This window comes from Streptomyces sp. NPDC028331 (genome assembly GCF_055565775.1).
Map to the genome: position 1 here is coordinate 182,267 of NZ_JBVHTR010000001.1, position 18,294 is coordinate 200,560.

21 protein-coding genes and 3 tRNA genes are annotated in these 18,294 nt (G+C 71.5%); 18 read left to right on the plus strand and 6 right to left on the minus strand.

The window, feature by feature from the left end:
* Positions 1–58 precede the first annotated feature (58 nt).
* From ACZ4SW_RS00850 to ACZ4SW_RS00890, 9 genes are all read left to right on the plus strand, one after another.
* A complete protein-coding gene (locus ACZ4SW_RS00850; RefSeq protein ID WP_468236683.1) occupies positions 59–580 on the plus strand; it encodes a 4Fe-4S binding protein in 522 nt (173 codons plus the stop codon).
* Complete coding sequence (locus ACZ4SW_RS00855) at positions 577–1,209, plus strand: NADH-quinone oxidoreductase subunit J family protein (protein ID WP_468236127.1); 633 nt, start codon at positions 577–579, stop codon at positions 1,207–1,209. The genes ACZ4SW_RS00850 and ACZ4SW_RS00855 overlap by 4 nt, the downstream gene beginning before the upstream one ends.
* Positions 1,209–1,574 (plus strand): NADH-quinone oxidoreductase subunit NuoK, encoded by a 366-nt coding sequence (gene nuoK, locus ACZ4SW_RS00860; protein WP_468236129.1) that lies wholly within the window; start codon positions 1,209–1,211, stop codon positions 1,572–1,574. The genes ACZ4SW_RS00855 and nuoK overlap by 1 nt, the downstream gene beginning before the upstream one ends.
* Complete coding sequence (locus ACZ4SW_RS00865) at positions 1,571–3,562, plus strand: NADH-quinone oxidoreductase subunit 5 family protein (protein ID WP_468236131.1); 1,992 nt, start codon at positions 1,571–1,573, stop codon at positions 3,560–3,562. Before nuoK ends, ACZ4SW_RS00865 begins: the two co-directional genes overlap by 4 nt.
* Before the next feature lie 6 nt (positions 3,563–3,568).
* Complete coding sequence (locus ACZ4SW_RS00870; protein ID WP_468236133.1) at positions 3,569–5,143, plus strand: complex I subunit 4 family protein; 1,575 nt, start codon at positions 3,569–3,571, stop codon at positions 5,141–5,143.
* Positions 5,140–6,639 carry an NADH-quinone oxidoreductase subunit N gene (locus ACZ4SW_RS00875; protein ID WP_468236136.1) on the plus strand — a complete coding sequence of 500 codons (1,500 nt, stop codon included), beginning with the start codon at positions 5,140–5,142 and terminating at the stop codon, positions 6,637–6,639. The genes ACZ4SW_RS00870 and ACZ4SW_RS00875 overlap by 4 nt, the downstream gene beginning before the upstream one ends.
* 216 nt (positions 6,640–6,855) lie before the next feature.
* A complete protein-coding gene (gene htpX / locus ACZ4SW_RS00880; protein WP_468236138.1) occupies positions 6,856–7,719 on the plus strand; it encodes a zinc metalloprotease HtpX in 864 nt (287 codons plus the stop codon).
* Positions 7,716–8,108, plus strand: coding sequence for a YccF domain-containing protein (locus ACZ4SW_RS00885; RefSeq protein ID WP_468236140.1), 393 nt, complete (start codon positions 7,716–7,718; stop codon positions 8,106–8,108). The genes htpX and ACZ4SW_RS00885 overlap by 4 nt, the downstream gene beginning before the upstream one ends.
* 110 nt (positions 8,109–8,218) lie before the next feature.
* Complete coding sequence (locus ACZ4SW_RS00890) at positions 8,219–8,785, plus strand: SMI1/KNR4 family protein (protein WP_468236143.1); 567 nt, start codon at positions 8,219–8,221, stop codon at positions 8,783–8,785.
* Positions 8,786–8,833: 48 nt separating this feature from the next.
* Here ACZ4SW_RS00890 and ACZ4SW_RS00895 read toward each other — a convergent pair whose 3' ends face one another.
* On the minus strand, positions 8,834–10,096 hold the full coding sequence (locus ACZ4SW_RS00895) for an APC family permease (protein ID WP_468236147.1): 1,263 nt from the start codon (positions 10,094–10,096) through the stop codon (positions 8,834–8,836).
* A gap of 183 nt (positions 10,097–10,279) precedes the next feature.
* Between ACZ4SW_RS00895 and ACZ4SW_RS00900 the strand changes: the two genes are divergently transcribed.
* Positions 10,280–10,546 (plus strand): GlsB/YeaQ/YmgE family stress response membrane protein, encoded by a 267-nt coding sequence (locus ACZ4SW_RS00900; protein WP_468236149.1) that lies wholly within the window; start codon positions 10,280–10,282, stop codon positions 10,544–10,546.
* Positions 10,547–10,631: 85 nt separating this feature from the next.
* Here ACZ4SW_RS00900 and ACZ4SW_RS00905 read toward each other — a convergent pair whose 3' ends face one another.
* On the minus strand, positions 10,632–11,120 hold the full coding sequence (locus ACZ4SW_RS00905; RefSeq protein WP_468236152.1) for a YajQ family cyclic di-GMP-binding protein: 489 nt from the start codon (positions 11,118–11,120) through the stop codon (positions 10,632–10,634).
* A gap of 223 nt (positions 11,121–11,343) precedes the next feature.
* On the opposite strand from ACZ4SW_RS00905, the gene ACZ4SW_RS00910 reads away from it, so the two are divergent.
* Positions 11,344–11,425, plus strand: a tRNA-Tyr gene (locus ACZ4SW_RS00910).
* Positions 11,426–11,479: 54 nt separating this feature from the next.
* Here ACZ4SW_RS00910 and ACZ4SW_RS00915 read toward each other — a convergent pair.
* Positions 11,480–11,938 (minus strand): YybH family protein, encoded by a 459-nt coding sequence (locus ACZ4SW_RS00915; RefSeq protein WP_468236155.1) that lies wholly within the window; start codon positions 11,936–11,938, stop codon positions 11,480–11,482.
* A gap of 155 nt (positions 11,939–12,093) precedes the next feature.
* On the opposite strand from ACZ4SW_RS00915, the gene ACZ4SW_RS00920 reads away from it, so the two are divergent.
* Positions 12,094–12,306 (plus strand): hypothetical protein, encoded by a 213-nt coding sequence (locus ACZ4SW_RS00920; RefSeq protein WP_468236157.1) that lies wholly within the window; start codon positions 12,094–12,096, stop codon positions 12,304–12,306.
* Between the two features lie 67 nt (positions 12,307–12,373).
* On the opposite strand, the gene ACZ4SW_RS00925 is transcribed toward ACZ4SW_RS00920, so the two are convergent.
* Complete coding sequence (locus tag ACZ4SW_RS00925; RefSeq protein ID WP_468236160.1) at positions 12,374–13,030, minus strand: SDR family oxidoreductase; 657 nt, start codon at positions 13,028–13,030, stop codon at positions 12,374–12,376.
* 334 nt (positions 13,031–13,364) lie between these two features.
* Complete coding sequence (locus tag ACZ4SW_RS00930; RefSeq protein WP_468236162.1) at positions 13,365–14,657, minus strand: amidohydrolase family protein; 1,293 nt, start codon at positions 14,655–14,657, stop codon at positions 13,365–13,367.
* Positions 14,658–14,857: 200 nt separating this feature from the next.
* On the opposite strand from ACZ4SW_RS00930, the gene ACZ4SW_RS00935 reads away from it, so the two are divergent.
* From ACZ4SW_RS00935 to ACZ4SW_RS00960, 6 genes are all read left to right on the plus strand, one after another.
* A tRNA-Thr gene (locus tag ACZ4SW_RS00935) sits at positions 14,858–14,930 on the plus strand.
* Between the two features lie 46 nt (positions 14,931–14,976).
* Positions 14,977–15,049 (plus strand) — tRNA-Met (locus ACZ4SW_RS00940).
* Positions 15,050–15,138: 89 nt separating this feature from the next.
* On the plus strand, positions 15,139–15,303 hold the full coding sequence (gene rpmG, locus ACZ4SW_RS00945; protein WP_003948671.1) for a 50S ribosomal protein L33: 165 nt from the start codon (positions 15,139–15,141) through the stop codon (positions 15,301–15,303).
* 231 nt (positions 15,304–15,534) lie between these two features.
* Positions 15,535–15,990, plus strand: coding sequence for an FAS1-like dehydratase domain-containing protein (locus ACZ4SW_RS00950; RefSeq protein WP_468236165.1), 456 nt, complete (start codon positions 15,535–15,537; stop codon positions 15,988–15,990).
* A gap of 5 nt (positions 15,991–15,995) precedes the next feature.
* The gene (locus ACZ4SW_RS00955; RefSeq protein WP_468236167.1) at positions 15,996–16,424 is read left to right on the plus strand and encodes a MaoC family dehydratase; all 429 of its coding nucleotides are present in this window, start codon (positions 15,996–15,998) and stop codon (positions 16,422–16,424) included.
* A gap of 95 nt (positions 16,425–16,519) precedes the next feature.
* Entirely contained in the window at positions 16,520–17,575 is a 1,056-nt protein-coding gene (locus tag ACZ4SW_RS00960; RefSeq protein WP_468236170.1) for a UDP-N-acetylmuramate dehydrogenase, read from the plus strand.
* 72 nt (positions 17,576–17,647) lie between these two features.
* Here the strand turns inward: ACZ4SW_RS00960 and ACZ4SW_RS00965 are convergent, their stop codons facing one another.
* Entirely contained in the window at positions 17,648–18,280 is a 633-nt protein-coding gene (locus ACZ4SW_RS00965; protein WP_468236172.1) for an NAD(P)-dependent oxidoreductase, read from the minus strand.
* Positions 18,281–18,294: the final 14 nt, after the last annotated feature.

Genomic DNA, 18,294 nt, shown 5'->3' on the forward strand with positions numbered 1-18,294 from the left:
CCGCCTGTCGATTCCCGGCTCCGGCCTCGCCAAGGGCCTGGCCGTCACCCTGCGCACGATGACGAAGAAGTCCGTCACCGAGCAGTACCCGGACGCCCAGCCCGCTCTGCCGCCCCGCAGCCGTGGTGTCATCGGCCTGTTCGAGGAGAACTGCACGGTCTGCATGCTGTGCGCCCGCGAGTGCCCCGACTGGTGCATCTACATCGACTCCCACAAGGAGACGGTCCCGCCCGCCGCCCCCGGCGGCCGCGAACGCAGCCGCAACGTCCTGGACCGCTTCGCCATCGACTTCTCCCTCTGCATGTACTGCGGTATCTGCATCGAGGTCTGCCCCTTCGACGCCCTGTTCTGGTCCCCGGAGTTCGAGTACGCCGAGACCGACATCCGCGACCTCACCCACGAGCGCGACAAGCTCCGCGAGTGGATGTGGACCGTGCCGGCCCCGCCCGCCCTCGACCCGGGCGCCGAGGAACCCAAGGAGATCGGCGCGGCCCGCAAGACCGCCGAGAAACTGGCCGCCGCCCAGGCCGAACCAGCCGAGACCGGCGAGCCCACCGACGCAGAAGGAGGACAGTCGTGAACACCGCCTCCCCCGCGCTGAGCACGGCTGCCGCCGCCTCGCACGGCTTCCTCTCCCCGACCGGCGTCGAGATCGCCTTCCTCCTCGTCGGCCTGGTCACCTTCGGCGCCGCCCTGGTCACCGTCACCACCCGGCAACTGGTGCACGCCGCCCTGTGGCTCGTGGTGACCCTCGGCGGGCTCGCCGTCGAGTACCTCCTGCTCACCGCCGAGTTCATCGCCTGGGTGCAGGTCCTCATCTACGTCGGTTCCGTCGTCGTCCTCCTCCTGTTCGGCCTGATGCTCACCAGGGCCCCCATCGGCCGCTCCCCGGACGCCGACTCCGGCAACCGCTGGGCCGCCCTCACCGTGGCCGTCGCCGCCGCGGCCGCCCTGGTGTGGGTGGTCGTCGACGCCTTCCGCACGACCTGGATCGACCTCGGCGGCGCCGCCTCCGGCTCCACCCAGGTCACCGGTGCGAGCCTCTTCCAGAACTGGGTCCTCCCCTTCGAGGCGCTGTCCGTCCTCCTCCTCGCCGCACTGGTCGGCGCGATCGTCCTGTCCCGCAAGGCGAAGGCGGACGCGGCGGCCACGACCGCGAACACCCCGGCCACCCCGGACACCCGCAGCGAGAAGGAAGGCGTCCGCTGATGCACCTCGCCTACCCCGCCGTGCTCTCCGCCCTCCTGTTCTGCACGGGTCTGTACGGCGTCCTCGCCCGCCGCAACGCGATCCTCGTCCTGATGTCGGTCGAGCTGATGCTGAACGCGGTCAACCTCAACCTCGTCGCCTTCGACGTCTGGCTGAGCCGCGCCGCCCGCGAAACGCTGCACTCCGGGCAGGCCCTGACCCTGTTCACCATCGCCATCGCCGCCGCCGAGATCGGCATCGGCCTCGCGATCGTCCTCGCCGTCTACCGCAACCGCGGCACCTCGGACATCGACCGGCTCCGCGACACCGCAGAGGGCCGTGACGGCGACACCCCTGCGGCTGAGAAGGCTGAGGCCACCGCGTGACCACGACCACCCTCGCCGTTCTCGTCCCCCTCCTTCCGTTCCTCGCGGCCGCGGCCGGTCTGCTGCTCGGCCGGACAAGCCCCGGCTTCGTCCGCCCGCTCGCCGTCCTGCCGACCCTCGCCTCGCTCGTCCTCGCCGTGCTGGTAGCCGCCCGCCAGGGCGGAGGCCGGGCCCTCGACGCCGCCACCGAACTCACGCCCACCGGCTCGGTCCCGATCGAACTCGCCCTGCACATCGACGGCTTCGCCGCCCTCGTCGCCGTGCTGGTCGGCACCGTCGCCACCTGTGTGCAGCTCTACTCGACGGGCTATCTGCGCGACGACCCGCGCTACCCCTCGTACGCCGCTCTCGTCTCCCTGTTCACCTCCGCGATGTTCCTCGTCGTCTACTCGGGCGACCTGATCGTGCTGCTGGTCGGCTGGGAAGTCATGGGCATCTGCTCCTACTTCCTCGTCGGCCACTACTGGGAGACCCCCGAGGCCCGCGCCGCCTCCCTGAAGGCGTTCCTGGTCACCAAGCTCGGCGACGTGCCCTTCCTCATCGGGCTGTTCGCGCTCGGCACCGACGCCGGCTCCTTCCGCATCACCCGCGTCCTCGGCGCCGTCGCAAGCGGCGGGCTGCACCACCCGACCGTGGTCGCCCTGCTGCTCCTGGCCGGTGTGGCGGGCAAGTCGGCGCAGTTCCCGCTGCACACCTGGCTCCCCGACGCGATGGCGGGCCCGACGCCCGTCTCCGCGCTGATCCACGCCGCGACGATGGTCGCCGCCGGTGTCTACTTCATCGCCCGTCTCCTCCCCGTCTTCGAGGCCTCCTCGGCCGCCATGGTCGTCCTCGCCGTGATGGCCGCCGTCACGATGGTCGGGTCGGCTCTCGCCGCGCTCGCCCAGGACGACATCAAGCGCGTCCTCGCCTACTCGACGATCGGCCAGCTCGGCTACATGACCGGCGCCCTCGCCGTCGGCGACCGCGGTGCCGCCCTTTTCCACCTCCTGTCCCACGGCGCCTTCAAGGCGCTGCTGTTCCTCGCCGCCGGCGTGATCATCCACGCCGCCGGGACCAACTCGCTGGCCGCCATGTCCCGGATGAGGGACCTGCGCGACCGCGTCCCCGACGCCTTCTGGACGATGACCGTGGCGCTCCTCGCGCTCGCCGCGATCCCCCCGTTCTCCGGCTTCTTCTCCAAGGAGTCCGTCCTCGGCGCCGCCGAGCACGCCGCCACCGGCCACACCGACCACGCCCCCGGCGCCGCAGGCTGGATCGTCCTGGTCACCGGCCTCGTCACGGCCCTGCTCACCGCCGCCTACGCGACCCGGCTGTGGCTGCTCGCCTTCCGCGGCCACGGTGCCCAGGCCCCCGACCACGGCAAACAGCCGCTGATCATGAACGCCGTGCTGTGGGTGCTCGCCGCCCCGTCGCTCGCGTTCGGGCTCGCCTACCGCGTCCTGCCCGACTGGTTCGACGGACGCTCCCTGACGCCGACGCTCACCACCTCCGTCCTCGGCACGGGCCTCGCCCTGGTCGGCGGACTCGTGACCTACGGCGCCTGGCGGCACACCACCGCACTCGCGGCCCGCGTCCCGCTGGGTGCGGTCGCGGCCCACCCCGAGGCGGACGCCGGGCTGGTCGAGGCCGAGGCGATCGCGAGCCACGTACCCGCGTACGGAGACATCGCCTACGCGCCCGACCCGGCTGACCCGGGCCGCCTCCTGCTCGGCCCGCTGCACCGCCACGCGGCCCAGGGCTTCCACCTGGACTCCGTGTACGACGCGCTCTTCGTCCGTCCGGTCAGGGCCGGAGCGAGCCTGGTGCAGTTCCTCGACCGGGAGGTCGTCGAGACCTACGTACGCGGCGCGGGCGCCCTGCCCCGCCTGCTCGGGGCCGCCGTACGGCGCGCCCAGACCGGCAACGTGCAGACCTATGTGAGCGCGCTGCTCGCCGGCACCGTCGTCCTGGCGGTGGCCGCCCTCCTCGTCGCCACGGGAGCGTGAGCCGGCGTGATCGATATCAGCGAGTCCGTGATGCAGCTTCTTCTGGCATTCGTCGTCGTCGCGCCGCTCATCGGCGCGCTCGCCGCCCTCCTCCCGGCCCCGCCCGGGCTGAAGGGAAAGTCACCCGAGCAGGCCGTGCTGCGGCACGGCGTGACCGTCACCGGCGCCGTGCTCATCGCGGCGATCGTCCTCGCGCTCGGCTTCGACCACGACCACCCGTCGAAGATGCAGGCCACGACCGACATCAGCTGGATCCCCGCACTCGACGTGCGGATCCACCTCGGCATCGACGGCATCTCCCTCCCCCTTCTGGTGCTGACCGCGCTGCTGACCTTCCTCTGCGCGCTCTACTCGTACTTCAAGATGCCTGCGGGCCCGTCCCCGAAGGCCTTCGTCGCGCTGCTGCTCGTCCTCGAGTCCGGCACCCTGGCGACCTTCGCCGTCCTCGACCTGCTGCTGTTCTTCCTGGCGTTCGAGATGGTGCTCATCCCGATGTACTTCCTCATCGCCCGCTGGGGCGGCGAGGGGCGGACCCGGGCAGCGTGGCGCTTCATCCTCTTCACACTGCTCGGCTCGGTCGTCATGCTGCTGGGCCTGCTCCTGATCGGACTCAAGGCGGGCACGTTCGACATGGTGGCACTCGCCACTGACAACGGCCGGTCGCTCACCACATCCGTGCAGGTCATCGCCGTTCTGGCGGTAGGAATCGGGCTCGCGGTCAAGGCGCCGATGTGGCCGCTGCACAGCTGGCTGCCCGACGCCCACACCGCCGCACCGACGGTCGGCTCGGTGCTGCTGGCCGGCGTCCTGCTGAAGATGGGTACGTACGGTTTCGTCCGCATCCTCCTTCCGGTCGCGCCCCACGGCTTCCACACCTTCGCGCCCTACCTCGCCGCCTTCGCCGTCGTCGGGATCATCTACGGATCCCTCGCCTGCCTCGCCCTCGCCAAGCGCGGCGCGAAGGGAGACCTCAAGCGGCTCATCGCCTACTCCTCCGTCGGCCACATGGGCTTCGTACTGCTCGGCATCGCGACGACCACCCCGACCGGCGTCAACGGCGCGCTGTTCGCGAACATCGCCCACGGCCTCATCACCGGCCTGCTGTTCTTCCTGGTCGGCGCACTGAAGGACCGCACCGGCAGCACCGACCTCGACACCCTGGCCGAAGAGACGGGCGCCGCCCTGTACGGCAAGGCGCCCCGCCTCGGCGGTCTCCTCGCCTTCGGCGCCGTCGCCTCGCTCGGCCTGCCGGGCCTCGCCGGGTTCTGGGGCGAGATGCTCGCGATGTTCGGCGCGTTCAAGCCCGCCGCCGACCTCAGCCGCCCGGCCTTCCTCACCTTCATGGCGATCGCCGCGTTCGGCACCTTGCTCACCGCCGCGTACATGCTCATCGTGGTGCGGCGCGTCTGCATGGGCGCCGCGCCCCAGGAGACCCCGAAACTCGCCGACGTCCACCGTTACGAGTTCGCCGCCTGGGCGCCGCTCGTCGTCCTCACCGTCCTCGCCGGCCTGTGGCCGAGGGCACTCCTCGGCCTGACCGACCCGGCCGTGCAGCAGCTCCTCGCAGGAGGCACCCGATGAGCTCCCTCGTCCAGTCCGTCGACTGGCTGGCGATCGCACCGCCCACCATCGCGGCGGCCGTCGGACTCCTCGTCCTCGTCGCCGACCTGTTCCTCGGCGAACGGCACAAGGCCCTCCTCGGCTGGGCGTCCATCGCCGGACTGGCTGCCGCGGCCCTCATGCTGCTGCCCCTCCTGGGCGGCGACCGCGCCACCTTCTGCCTGACCGGCCGGCCCCACGTGTGCAGCTACACGGCGGACCGTTTCACCCTCGTCATCCAGCTCCTCGTCCTCGGCGGCGCCCTCCTCGCCGCACTGCTGTCGGTCACCGCCCTCAAGGACGCCAAGAAGGACGTCCCCGAAGGGGAGTTCTGGTTCCTGCTGCTGTCCTCCGCCGCCGGTGCCGCGCTGCTGCCCGCCTCCCGCGACCTGGCCACCCTCGTCGTCGCCCTGGAGGTCGCCTCCCTGCCCGCCTTCGCCCTCGTGGGCATCCGGCACGGCGACAAGAAGTCCTCCGAAGCCGCCCTGAAGTTCTTCCTGTCCTCCGTCACCGCCACCGCGGTCAGCCTCATGGGCATCAGCTTCGTGTACGCCTCCACCGGCACCCTGTACCTCACCCAGGTCGCCGACCGGATCCAGCACGTCGACGGACAGCTCCACACGCTCACCCAGACAGGCGTCGTCCTCACCCTCATCGGCTTCGCCTTCAAAACGGCCGCCGTCCCGTTCCACTTCTGGGTGCCCGACACCTATGTGGGCGCGCCCCTTCCGGTCGCCGCCTACCTCTCCGTCGTCGGCAAGGCGGTCGGCTTCTCCGGCCTGATCCTCGTCACCGTCGTCGCCCTCCCGTCCTACTCCGACGCCTGGGGACCGGCACTCGCCGTACTGGCCGCCCTCACCATGACCGTCGGCAACGTCGGCGCCCTGCGGCAGCAGGCCACGCGCGCGTACAGCGCGGTACGACTGCTCGCCTGGTCCTCCGTGGGCCAGGCCGGCTACCTCCTGGTGCCGATCGCCGCGGCCGCGTACTCCAAGGACGCCCAGAAGGCCATCGGCTCCACCGTGGCGTACGCCCTGATGTACGCGGCCGTGAACCTCGGCGCCTTCACCGTGGCCGCCCTCGTGGGCCGCACCCGGGCCCTGAACCGCGTCACCGACTACCGCGGCCTGTACACGACGAACCCCATCGCAGCGCTGCTCCTGGCGTTCTTCCTGTTGTGCCTGGCAGGCCTCCCACCGGGCATCATCGGCCTCTTCGCCAAGGTCACCGTCTTCTCCGCGGCCGTCGACGCGGGGCTCGGCTGGCTCGCCGTGGTGATGGCGGTCAATGTGGTGATCGCGCTCTTCTACTACCTCCAGTGGACGGCCCTGCTCTTCCGCGCCCCCGAGGGGGAACCGGCGAAGCACCGGGTCCCCGCCCCGCTCACGGCCGCCCTCACCCTGACGGCCGTGCTGGGCGTCGCCCTGTCGGGAGCCCCCCAGCTCGTCCTCCGCTTCTCGGCCACCGCACTCTTCTGATCACACGCCCCCACGCGCGCGGGCACACGGCATCCGGCACACGCGCGTGCCGGATGCCTCGGCCTCACCCGGACGGCCGACGGACCCCGGTGCCCGCACAAGGGAACTTGCGCCGTCCGCCTGGCGTTGACCAGTGCGGGAAGGTCCACTGAGAAGTGGAGTCAACAAGCAACGCAGACAAAGGGTTCCCCTGCCGCACCACTTGGAGGGCGTACCGTGCACCGCCGGCACAACGGGCTCAGGACCGCAGTACTCCTCGGGGGACTGTCCGCACTCATCATCGTCATCGGCAGCTTCTTCGGGCGTACGGGCCTGGTCGTCGCACTCCTCGTCGCCATCGGCACGAACGCCTACGCGTACTGGAACAGCGACAAACTGGCTCTACGCGCGATGCGTGCCCGCCCGGTGAGCGAGTTCGAGGCCCCCGCCCTGTACCGCATGGTCCGTGAGCTGTCCAACCAGGCCCGCCAGCCCATGCCCCGCCTCTACATCTCGCCGACGGAAGCGCCGAACGCCTTCGCGACCGGCCGCAACCCGCGCAACGCGGCCGTGTGCTGCACCGAAGGCATCCTCCGACTCCTCGACGAGCGGGAGCTGCGCGGCGTCATCGGACATGAGCTCAGCCACGTCTACAACCGCGACATCCTCATCTCGTCGGTCGCCGGCGCCCTCGCCTCCGTGATCATGTTCCTGGTCAACTTCGCCTGGCTCATCCCGGTCGGCCGCTCGGACGACGACGACGGCCCGGGCCTGCTCGGCTTCCTGTTGATCATGCTCCTCGGCCCGCTCGCCGCATCCCTCATCCAACTCGCCATCAGCCGCTCCCGGGAGTACGAGGCGGACGCCTCGGGCGCCCAGCTCACCGGCGACCCCCTCGCCCTCGCGAGCGCCCTGCGCAAACTGGAGACGGGCACGCAGCAGCTTCCACTCCCGTCCGAGCCGCGGATCGAGACGGCGAGCCACATGATGATCGCCAACCCCTTCCGTCCCGGCCAGGGGCTGTCCAAGATGTTCTCCACGCACCCGCCCATGGCGGAGCGAATCGCCCGGCTCGAGCAGATGGCAGGTCGCCACCGATGAAGACAATCCTCAACGTCGTCTGGCTCGTGCTGAGCGGCTTCTGGCTGTTCCTCGGCTATCTGTTCGCGGGCGCGCTGCTGTGCGTGACGATCATCGGCATCCCGTTCGGCATCGCTGCGTTCCGTATCGGTCTCTACGCGCTGTGGCCCTTCGGCTATACGACGGTCGAGCGCCGCGACGCGGGCGCCCCGTCCTGCATCGGCAACGTCCTGTGGCTGGTCCTGGCGGGCTGGTGGCTGGCCCTCGCCCACATCGTCACGGGTATCGCCCTGTGCGTCACGATCATCGGCATCCCGTTCGGCATCGCGAACTTCAAGCTGATCCCGGTCTCGCTGCTGCCGCTGGGCCGCGAGATCGTGCCCACCGACCAGCCCTTCGCGACGCGCTGACGGACGAGCGGGCACCACGGGCGCACTCCTGCTGAACGGCGACGAGCAGGGCGCCGAGGGGGTTATCCACAGGCCGCCCGATTGTCAGTGGCGGCCTGCATCATGAACTCATGACCGAGATCGAGCAGTTGCTGCGCAGGGTGGCGGAGCAGGCCCGCAACACCCGACCGTGGGGCTGGCCCACGCTCCCCGAGCCCGTGGAGGAGACCGCGCTCGCCCGCGCCGAGGCGGCCTTGGGCTTCCCCCTGCCGAAACTGCTCGCCGAGCTGTACCTGCGGATAGCGGACGGCGGATTCGGCCCGGAGTACGGCCTGTTGCCCCTGCTCGACAGCCGGCCCTCCAGCGAGCCCGCAGCCGTCCCGCAGTACCTCGCCAACCGCGAGAGCGGCCGCAGGGACCCCGACTGGCCCTGGCCCGAGGGGGTGCTGCCGATATCCCACTGGGGCTGCGCAATGTACGCCTGCGTGGACTGCCGCACCCCCGAGGGCACGGTCCTGCTCTACGAGCCGAACGCCGACGACGCCACCCACGCCTGGTACGTGGACGCCCCCGGCCTCGCGGAGTGGCTGCAGACCTGGCTCGACGGCACGGGCTGGTACGAGGAGTCCAACGACGGCACGGACCTGCCGCCGTGGCAGGACTTCGCGATACGCACCGGCGCTGCGCAGGGCCTGTAGCCGGGCGGCGCCGACACCGGAGCGTCCGCCCGCGGCGCGGTCCGGTGGCTACCGCCCGGCCACCCACCGCCGTACGCCGTACGCCACCACGCCCAGGCCCAGGACACCCGCCCCCACGCCCACCGACACCGCGGGCAGTGCGAACGCCAGCGTCACGCAGCCGAGGAGCCCGACCGCCGGTACGACGCGCGATGCCGGCGCCGAACGCAGGGTCCACGCGGAAGCGTTGGCGATCCCGTAGTAGGCCAGTACCCCGAAGGAGGAGAAACCGATCGCCCCCCGCACGTCCACCGTCGCGGCGAGCGCGGCCACCACGGCCCCCACGGCCAGCTCGGCCCGGTGCGGCACCCGGAACCGCGGGTGCACGGCGGCCAGGACACCGGGCAGGTGCCGGTCGCGGGCCATGGCCAGCGTCGTGCGCGAGACGCCCAGGATGAGCGCCAGCAGCGAGCCCAGCGCGGCCACCGCGGCACCCACCCGCACCACCGGCACGAGACCGGGCACGCCCGCCGCCCGCACCGCGTCGGCCAGCGGCGCCGCGGTGTGCCCCAGCCCGTCGGCGCCCAGTACGGAGAGGACGGCGACGGCGACCGCCGCGTACACCACGAGCGTGACGCCCAGCGCCAGCGGGATCGCGCGCGGGATGGTGCGCGCCGGATCCCGCACCTCCTCCCCGAGGGTGGCGATCCGGGCGTACCCCGCGAACGCGAAGAAGAGCAGCCCCGCCGCCTGCAGCACCCCGCCGGCTCCGCCGAAGCCGCCCGCGTCCAGCCGTGCGGCGTCGGCCGCACCGGACCCGAGACAGACGACGACCACGGAAGCGAGGACAGCCAGGACCACCGCCACGATCAGCCGCGTCAGAAGGGCCGACTTCTGCATGCCGCCGTAGTTCACGGCGGTCAGTGCCACCACGGCGGCGACCGCCACCGCATGCGCCTGCCCCGGCCAGACGTACGCGCCCACGGTCAGCGCCATCGCCGCGCAGGAGGCGGTCTTGCCGACGACGAACGACCAGCCCGCGAGGTAGCCCCAGAACGGTCCGAGCCGCTCGCGCCCGTACACGTACGTGCCACCGGAGGCGGGATACAGGGCGGCCAGGCGTGCCGAGGAGGTCGCGTTGCAGTAGGCGACCACCGCGGCGACCGCCAGGCCGACCAGCAGCCCCGACCCGGCGGCCCGCGCCGCCGGGGCCAGGGCCGCGAAGATCCCGGCCCCGATCATCGATCCAAGCCCGATGACGACGGCGTCCCCGACCCCGAGGGTCCGTCGCAGCCCCACGCCACCGGACGCCTGCGCCCCGGACTGTGTCATGGACGGCACCCTACTGACCGTTGCAACCGGCGGTCGCCGCAGAGGCGTCCTCCCCGACAACGACGCGCCACGAACTCGGGAACGAGCGCGTGACCAGGAGAATCACACACCGTCGACGTATGGCACAGCCTGGCCGGAGCAGCAGCACAGCACAGGCACAGCGCGGGAAGGCAGGTTCACGGCATGGGCATTGTCAGCTGGATCATTCTGGGGCTGTTGGCAGGCGCCATCGCCAAATTCCTGCTGCCGGGCAAGGACCCCGGCGGCTTCATCGGTACGACCCTCATCGGCATCGCGGGTGCCTTCATCGGCGGCTGGATCTCCGCCCGCTGGCTGCACCACCCGATCGCCAAGCACTTCTACGACGGAGCCACCTGGGCGGCGGCGATCGGCGGCTCGCTCGTGCTGCTGATCATCTACCGCGTTCTGTTCGGCGACTCCCGCCGCTGAACGCGCCACCGAAGCCGCAGCCGGCAGCGCGGAACGGTGGGCACCCCACGCTCCGGGGTGCCCACCCCGCGTTCTGGAAGGGCTTCTACCGGTAGTTCACGAACTGCAGGGCGAAGTCGAAGTCCTTCCCCTTGAGCAGGGCGATCACGGTCTGGAGGTCGTCCCGGCTCTTGGAGCTGACGCGCAGTTCGTCGCCCTGCACCTGGGCCTTGACGCCCTTGGGACCCTCATCGCGGATGATCTTCGCCACCTTCTTCGCGTTCTCCTGGGAGATGCCCTCCTCGATCGACGCGAAGATCTTGTACTCCTTGCCGGAGAGCTGGGGCTCACCGGCGTCCAGCGCCTTCAGCGAGATGCCACGCTTGACCAGCTTCGTCTCGAAGACGTCGAGGACGGCCTTCACCCGCTCCTCGGAGTTGGCCTGCATCAGGATCTTGTCGCCGGACCAGGCGATCGAGGCGCCGACGTTCTTGAAGTCGTAGCGCTGGGAGATCTCCTTGGCGGCCTGGTTGAGGGCGTTGTCGACCTCCTGCCGCTCGACCTTCGAGACGATGTCGAAACTGGAGTCGGCCATGTCCTGTGGCTCCTTGTATCGGGATGGAACGGGGTGCGTATCGGCGTGCGGGAGCGCGGCCGCCCGGCCCGAGTTGATCCGGGCCGCATCCGCATAAGCCTAGCCACCCCCTCCCCTCGGGTCGCCGATCTATCGGGTGGCGAAGCACCCCTCTGCATCAGGTATCGTTTACGTCGTTGCCAGGGAGCACCGCCGAAAAGCGGCCTCCACGGCAGCAAACCCCGGCGGTGTGCCCGAGCGGCCAAAGGGAGCAGACTGTAAATCTGCCGGCTCAGCCTTCCCAGGTTCGAATCCTGGCGCCGCCACACGGGAACGAAGGGCCCGTGGCCTGCGAAGAAAAGCAGGTCGCGGGCCCTTTGTCATGCGCTCACCTGGTCGATCTGCCGTCCGTCGTCCACAGCGGCCGCGGTGGTCTCCGTGGTGCCGACGTACGGGAACGAGTGGTGTTCGTGCGCCACCACCCAGCGGTCCTGCTCCTTGCGCAGGCCGAGGGTGAGCCGCAGGCGCAGCTCGGGGTGCTCGGCCAGGTCCTGCGGGGTTCCGCAGCGCAGCAGGGCGTGGACGAAGGCGACGTCGGTGCCGGCGGTGACGTCGATCGACTCGATCTCGAAGGTGGCGCCCAGCGCCTGCCACTCGAAGAACGGCGGCCAGATCCCCCGGTAGGCCTGGATGCCGCGGACGCCCTGGTAGGGCGGCGGTACGTCGAACATCACGATGTCGTCCGCGTGGTCCGCCAGCACGCCGTCCATGTCGCCCCGGTGCACCGCGGCGGCCCACCGTTCGACCAGGGTCCGGATCTGCTCTGCGTCATCGGCCATGGGTGCGGCTCCCTCTTCCGGTCACGGGTGTCCGTTCTCTCGAGAAGACAGACCGCCCTGCGGGCCGGAAGTCATCGCCGGGTGCCCTTGCCGTGTCCCTGACGGGCACCGGCCGCTTCGGCCCTCCGCCGGGCCGGTTCTCGTACGCTGGATCCATGTCGTCGCCCCGCAGGACCTGCCCCGAGTGCCGTCGGGACATCGCCGTCGTCGGGGGGCGGTTCGCACGCCACGATCCGCCGGGGGCGCGGAGCAGCGGCACGCTCGTCTCGTGTCCCGGGTCCCGCCGCCTCGCGCAGGCCGACGCCGCGCAGCCCGCCCTGGACGGGTACGCCGTGCCGGAGTTCCCCGGTCAGCTTCCGCTCTTCTGACTCGGGTCTCCGGGCGCTCCCTCTGCGCCGGTCTTCCGACGTCCCGTCAGGGCTGTCGGTGCCGCGTTCAGTTCCCGGCCACCGACTTCACGGCCACGGACACCGGGGTCGAGCCACTGATCAGTTCGAGCGTCAGGCCGGCGGTCGCGGGGGTGTCGACGAGTTCCGCCAGGACCGCCGCCACGTCGTCGCGCGGGATCGCGCCGCGCCCGGTGTGCGCCTCCAGGCGGACCAGGCCCTTGCCGGCGTCGTTCGTCAGCGAGCCGGGGCGCAGGATCGTCCAGTCCAGGGACTTGTGGGCGCGTACGTAGGCGTCGGCCTCGCCCTTGGCGCGCAGGTACACGTCGAAGACGTCGTCGCCCGGGTGTTCCGGGTCGGCGCCCATCGACGACACGACGACGATGCGGCGCACGCCCGCCCGTTCCGTCGCGTCCGCGAACAGGATCGCCGCGTCCCGGTCCACCGTGTGCTTGCGGGCCGCGCCGCTGCCGGGGCCCGCCCCCGCCGCGAAAACGGTCGCGTCGGCTCCCTCCAGGTGTGCGGCGACCTCCTCTGCCGATGCCGACTCCAGGTCGCACACGATCGGGTCGGCGCCCGCCTCCCGCAGATCGTCCGCCTGTTCCGCGTGGCGGATGATTCCCGCGACCTCGTCACCGCGCGCGGCGAGCAGCCGCTCCAGCCGCAGCGCGATCTGACCATGACCTCCAGCGATGACAATGCGCATGTTTCCGACCGTACGCCCCGACGGGGCCTTTTGCCCCATGACCCCCAGGACTTCACGCACCGGCACGGCGCGCCTCCCGCCCGGTGCAACGACCGCACGGCAGAGCCGAGTTCTGCGCCCGCCGTCAGGACGGCTTCGCCCGCGGTCCCGATGGCTTCGCCCGCGGTCCCGATGGCTCCGCCCTCGTTCTCGACGGTTCCGCCTCCGGTCGCGATGATTCCGCCCGCGGGCCTGATGGCTTCGCTCGCCGTCACGACGGCTCCGCCCGCGGGCCTGATGGCTTCGCTCGCCGTCACGACGGCTCCGCCCGCGGGCCTGATGGCTTCGCTCGCCGTCACGACGGCTCCGCCCGGCCCTGTCGCGGCAGCTCCAGTGCCACCGCCGCCGTGTCGCAGTACTCCCGCACCGCGCTCGTACGTGCCACCAGGCGCCCCCGGTGGATCACCACCCGGCTGTAGGCCAGCGACAGCGCGCCGGTCAGCCCGTCGGCGCGCACCGCGAGCAGTTCGGCAGGGAAGCCCGCCTCCACGCGCACCTCCGGCAGCCCGAGCGCGGCCCGCGCCGAGGTGCTCACCATGTCGTACGCGTCCTCGGCGGGCAGCCCGTACCGCGACGCCAGCAGGTAGGCCGCCTCCAGCGGGTCTCCGCGTCCGACCGGGTTCGCCAGGTCCCTCAGCGCCCCGCTGCCCGCCGCGACCCGCACCCCGGCCGACCGCAGCAGTCGCACCGGAGCCGTGCCGCGCCGGTCGACGCCGTCGCAGCCGCCCTGCGGCAGGCAGACCACGGTGACTCCGGCGGCGGCGAGCCGGTCGGCGGCACGGGCGGCCGTCCCCGCCGGCAGGCGCCCGAGGCCGCCGCAGGGGCCGAGCGCCACTCCGGGCCGCAGACCGCCCGCCATCGTCGCGAACCGGGAGAGCCGTACCGGATCGCGCGCGTCCGTGTGCAGGTCGACCGGGCAGCCGAACTCGCAGGCGATCTCCAGGACCGCCTCCACGTGTCCGGTGGGATCGGGGTCCCCGTCCGGGCAGCCGCCCACCGCCGTCGCGCCCATCTCCAGCGCGTCCCGCAGCATCGCGAGCCCTTCCGCGCCGGCGACCCCGGTCAGCACGCGCGGCATCGCCACCGCCGTGAGCTCGACGAGCCCGCGCAGGGAGCGCCGCGCCCGTAGTACGGCGGCCAGCGCCTCCAGCCCCGGTACGTCACCGATGCGCACGTGGGAGCGCAGGGCCGTCGCCCCGTGCCCGAGTTGCAGCAGTGCGGCCTCGGTGGCGCGGCGCTGGACCTCTCCCGGATCGTGCGACACCGGTCCGGGGCCGCCGGAACCACCCGAACCCCCGAAACGCCCCGGCTCGCCCGCGCCGTCCGCGGACAGGGCCGTGTCGCAGTGGGCGTGCGGCTCGGCGGGGGCCGGCAGGAGCAGATAACCGCGCAGGTCGACGCGGGCGCCGACGGGGCCGGTCGCCAGACTGCCGGGGGTGCCGACGGCCTCGATGCGACCGCCGCCGAGCCGTACGTCCACCGTCCGCCCGTCGATGAGCCGGGCCCCGCACAGCAGCAGGGTGGCCGAGTCCGCGGGTGCCGACGGCGGGGGCGGGAAGGGGGGCGGCTGCGGTCGGCTGTCGGGCATCGCGCTCCTGTGGTTCACGGCACCAGGGCAAGATCACGCAGGGTGGGTCGAGCCTAGGACGGCGACCCGGCCGGGGCGGGGAGGAGCGCAATAGTCGTACCGGTGGTGTGGTGCGTGGGGGTGCCGGGAACAGTACGGACGGGGTGCCGCGAAACGGATTTGGGCGAACGGCGGGCGACCGTGTAATGTCTTCATCGCTCGCCCCAATAGCTCAGTCGGCAGAGCGTCTCCATGGTAAGGAGAAGGTCAACGGTTCGATTCCGTTTTGGGGCTCTGGTGTGAGAGGTATCCGTCGCGAGGCGGGGCCCGATCGCATCGCAGCGGTGTAGCTCAGTCGGTAGAGCAAGCGGCTCATAATCGCTGTGTCACCGGTTCAAGTCCGGTCACCGCTACTCACAGTAGCCGATTGTGGGGTCGGTCCTTCGATCGGCTACTCTTTCTTGCGTTAATTTCGTCCACCTGTTCGTCAAGGAGCACTCACGTGGCTGCCACCGACGTCCGCCCGAAGATCACGCTGGCCTGCGTGGAGTGCAAGGAGCGGAACTACATCACCAAGAAGAACCGGCGCAACAACCCGGATCGTCTTGAAATGAAGAAGCACTGCCCGCGTTGCAACGCGCACACCGCGCACCGCGAGACGCGCTGATCAGACTCACCGGCGAGGCCGTCCCCTACTAACGGGGGGCGGCCTCGTGTCGTTTCCGCCCGCGCGGCACGCGTTCGTCGTCGGATGGGACGATGTGGGCGGTCCGCACGGTCCGAACGGTCTCCGGTCCGCACGGTCTCCGGTCCGGGCGGTCTCCAGACCGGACGGCCTCCGGGCCGGGCGGCTCGTCCAGCGCGGTCAACCACATCACACACCAGGAGGTGCCGAGCCATGGCGCTCGACCAGTCCTTCGTGGGGCGGTCCTACCCGCCCACCGACCCCTACGAGGTCGGCCGGGAGAAGATCCGTGAGTTCGCGGAGGCCGTCGGGGACGCCAACCCGGCCTACACGGACCCGGAGGCCGCCAAGGCGCTCGGCCACCCGGATGTGATCGCGCCGCCGACGTTCGTGTTCGCGATCACCTACAAGGCCGCGGGCCAGGTCATCGAGGACCCGCAGCTCGGGCTGGACTACAGCCGGGTGGTGCACGGCGACCAGAAGTTCGCCTACACCCGCCCGGTGCGCGCGGGCGACCTGCTGACCGTCACCTCGACCATCGAGTCGATCAAGAGCCTGGCCGGCAACGACGTCCTGGACATCCGCGGCGAGGTCCACGACGAGGTCGGCGAGCACGTGGTGACCGCCTGGACGAAGCTCGTCGCCAGGGCGCCGGAAGAGGGGGAGTGACCCGGATGACCGCGAAGATCGCATACGACGCCGTCGAGGTCGGTACCGAACTGCCGGCGCAGACCTTCCCCGTGACCCGTGCCACGCTCGTGCGGTACGCCGGCGCGTCCGGGGACTTCAACCCGATCCACTGGAACGAGAAGTTCGCCAAGGAGGTCGGGCTGCCGGACGTCATCGCGCACGGCATGTTCACCATGGCCGAGGCGATCCGTGTGGTGACCGACTGGGTGGGCGACCCGGGCGCGGTCGTGGAGTACGGCGTCCGCTTCACCAGGCCCGTCGTCGTCCCCAACGACGACCGGGGCGCCCTCGTCGAGGTCGCCGGCAAGGTCGCGGCCAAGCTCGACGACAACACGGTGCGTGTCGACCTGACGGCGACCAGCGGCGGCCAGAAGGTCCTGGGGATGTCGCGCGCGGTCGTACGGCTGGCCTGACCGGCGGCCGGAGGATTCGGCAAGGGGCGTCCGGCACGGCGGGCGCCCCTTGCGTCATGCCGGGGCTGTCGGTGCCGTCTCGTAGTCTTGGGCGCGTGCAGGAACTCCACGACGCCCCGCTCGCCCCGCTCACCACCTTCCGGCTGGGCGGCCCCGCGCACCGCCTGATCACCGCCACCAGCGACGCCGAGGTGATCGAAGCCGTCCGCGAGGCCGACGACTCCGGTACGCCGCTGCTCCTGATCGGCGGCGGATCCAACCTGGTCATCGGCGACAAGGGCTTCGACGGCACCGCCCTGCGCATCGCCACGAGGGGATTCGCCCTCGACGGCACGAAGCTGGAGCTGGCCGCGGGCGAGGTGTGGACCGACGCCGTCGCCCGCACCGTCGAGGCCGGGCTCGCCGGTGTCGAATGCCTCGCCGGGATCCCGGGCTCCGCGGGCGCGACCCCGATCCAGAACGTCGGGGCGTACGGCCAGGAGGTCTCCTCGACCATCACCGAGGTGATCGCCTACGACCGCAGGACACGCGAGACGGTCACGATTCCGAACGCCGAGTGCGCGTTCTCGTACCGGCACAGCCGCTTCAAGGCCGATCCGGGTCGGCATGTCGTCCTGCGCGTCCGCTTCGAACTCGAGGACGCTGGGGGACTGTCCGCGCCGATCCGGTACGCCGAGACCGCTCGCGCCCTAGGTGTCGAGCCCGGCGACCGCGTGCCGCTGGCCGACGCCCGCGAGACGGTGCTCAAGCTGCGCACGGGCAAGGGCATGGTCCTGGACCCGGAGGACCACGACACCTGGTCGGCCGGCTCCTTCTTCACCAACCCGATCCTCACGGACGAGGACTTCACGGCGTTCCGCACGCGCGTGAAGGAGCGGCTGGGCGCGGAGGCGGAGCCGCCCGCATACCCCGCGGGGGAGGGGCACACCAAGACGTCGGCGGCCTGGCTGATCGACAAGGCGGGCTTCACCAAGGGGTACGGCACCGGGCCCGCCCGTATCTCCACCAAGCACACCCTGGCCCTCACCAACCGGGGCCGCGCCACCACCGAGGACCTGCTCGCACTGGCCCGGGAGGTCGTGGCGGGAGTGCGCGAGGCCTTCGGCATCACGCTGGTGAACGAGCCGGTGACGGTCGGAGTGAGCCTCTGATCCGGCTGGGCGGTTTCTGATCCGGCCGGTCGGTCTCTGATCCGGTCGGTCGGCCCCGTAGGCCGAAGTCCCCTAGTAGGCCACGCCCACCCCCTGCTTGACCGTGGCCGGGTCGTCGATCATCCGCAGCATCGCGTGGGCGACGTCTGCGCGGGCGATGAAACGTCCCTTGGCCGGATTGCCGCCGACGACCGTGCGGTACGCGCCGGTGAGCGGTTTGTCCTGCAGACGCGGCGGGCGGACGACCGTCCAGTCCGTGGCGCTGCGGGCCAGTTCGGCCTCCATCTCCCTCAGGTCGGCGTAGACGTCCTTCAGGATCGCGGAGATCAGGCTGCGAGCGGCGCGGTCGAGTGGGCCGTCCCCCTCGGCCTCGGGACCGACCGGCGCCGCGCTCACCACGACCAGCCGCCGCACCCCCTCGGCCTCCATGGCCCGCAGGACCGTACGGGTCAGCCGGGTGGCGACCCCCGCGTCCCCGCGGCTGCGCGCACCGAGTCCCGACAGCACGGCGTCCCGGCCGGTCACCGCCGGGCGCAGCGCCTCGGCGTCGGTGAGGTCGGCGCGGACCACCTCCAGGGCCGCGCCGGTCAGGGCGAGCCGGGCGGGGTCCCGTACGACGGCGGTGACCTGGTGGCCGGCCGCCAGGGCCTGTTTGACGATCTCCTGGCCGATGCCGCCAGTGGCGCCGAAAACGGTCAGTTTCATGGTGCATGCCTCCC

Coding starts and splice junctions, on each gene's coding strand:
- ACZ4SW_RS00850 (WP_468236683.1), top strand. CDS start 59: ATGACGAAGAAGTCCGTCACCGAGCAGTACCCGGACGCCCAGCCCGCT.
- nuoK (WP_468236129.1), top strand. CDS start 1,209: ATGCACCTCGCCTACCCCGCCGTGCTCTCCGCCCTCCTGTTCTGCACG.
- ACZ4SW_RS00875 (WP_468236136.1), top strand. CDS start 5,140: ATGAGCTCCCTCGTCCAGTCCGTCGACTGGCTGGCGATCGCACCGCCC.
- ACZ4SW_RS00885 (WP_468236140.1), top strand. CDS start 7,716: ATGAAGACAATCCTCAACGTCGTCTGGCTCGTGCTGAGCGGCTTCTGG.
- ACZ4SW_RS00890 (WP_468236143.1), top strand. CDS start 8,219: ATGACCGAGATCGAGCAGTTGCTGCGCAGGGTGGCGGAGCAGGCCCGC.
- ACZ4SW_RS00895 (WP_468236147.1), bottom strand. CDS start 10,096: ATGACACAGTCCGGGGCGCAGGCGTCCGGTGGCGTGGGGCTGCGACGG.
- ACZ4SW_RS00900 (WP_468236149.1), top strand. CDS start 10,280: ATGGGCATTGTCAGCTGGATCATTCTGGGGCTGTTGGCAGGCGCCATC.
- ACZ4SW_RS00905 (WP_468236152.1), bottom strand. CDS start 11,120: ATGGCCGACTCCAGTTTCGACATCGTCTCGAAGGTCGAGCGGCAGGAG.
- ACZ4SW_RS00915 (WP_468236155.1), bottom strand. CDS start 11,938: ATGGCCGATGACGCAGAGCAGATCCGGACCCTGGTCGAACGGTGGGCC.
- ACZ4SW_RS00920 (WP_468236157.1), top strand. CDS start 12,094: ATGTCGTCGCCCCGCAGGACCTGCCCCGAGTGCCGTCGGGACATCGCC.
- ACZ4SW_RS00925 (WP_468236160.1), bottom strand. CDS start 13,030: ATGCGCATTGTCATCGCTGGAGGTCATGGTCAGATCGCGCTGCGGCTG.
- ACZ4SW_RS00930 (WP_468236162.1), bottom strand. CDS start 14,657: ATGCCCGACAGCCGACCGCAGCCGCCCCCCTTCCCGCCCCCGCCGTCG.
- ACZ4SW_RS00950 (WP_468236165.1), top strand. CDS start 15,535: ATGGCGCTCGACCAGTCCTTCGTGGGGCGGTCCTACCCGCCCACCGAC.
- ACZ4SW_RS00955 (WP_468236167.1), top strand. CDS start 15,996: ATGACCGCGAAGATCGCATACGACGCCGTCGAGGTCGGTACCGAACTG.
- ACZ4SW_RS00965 (WP_468236172.1), bottom strand. CDS start 18,280: ATGAAACTGACCGTTTTCGGCGCCACTGGCGGCATCGGCCAGGAGATC.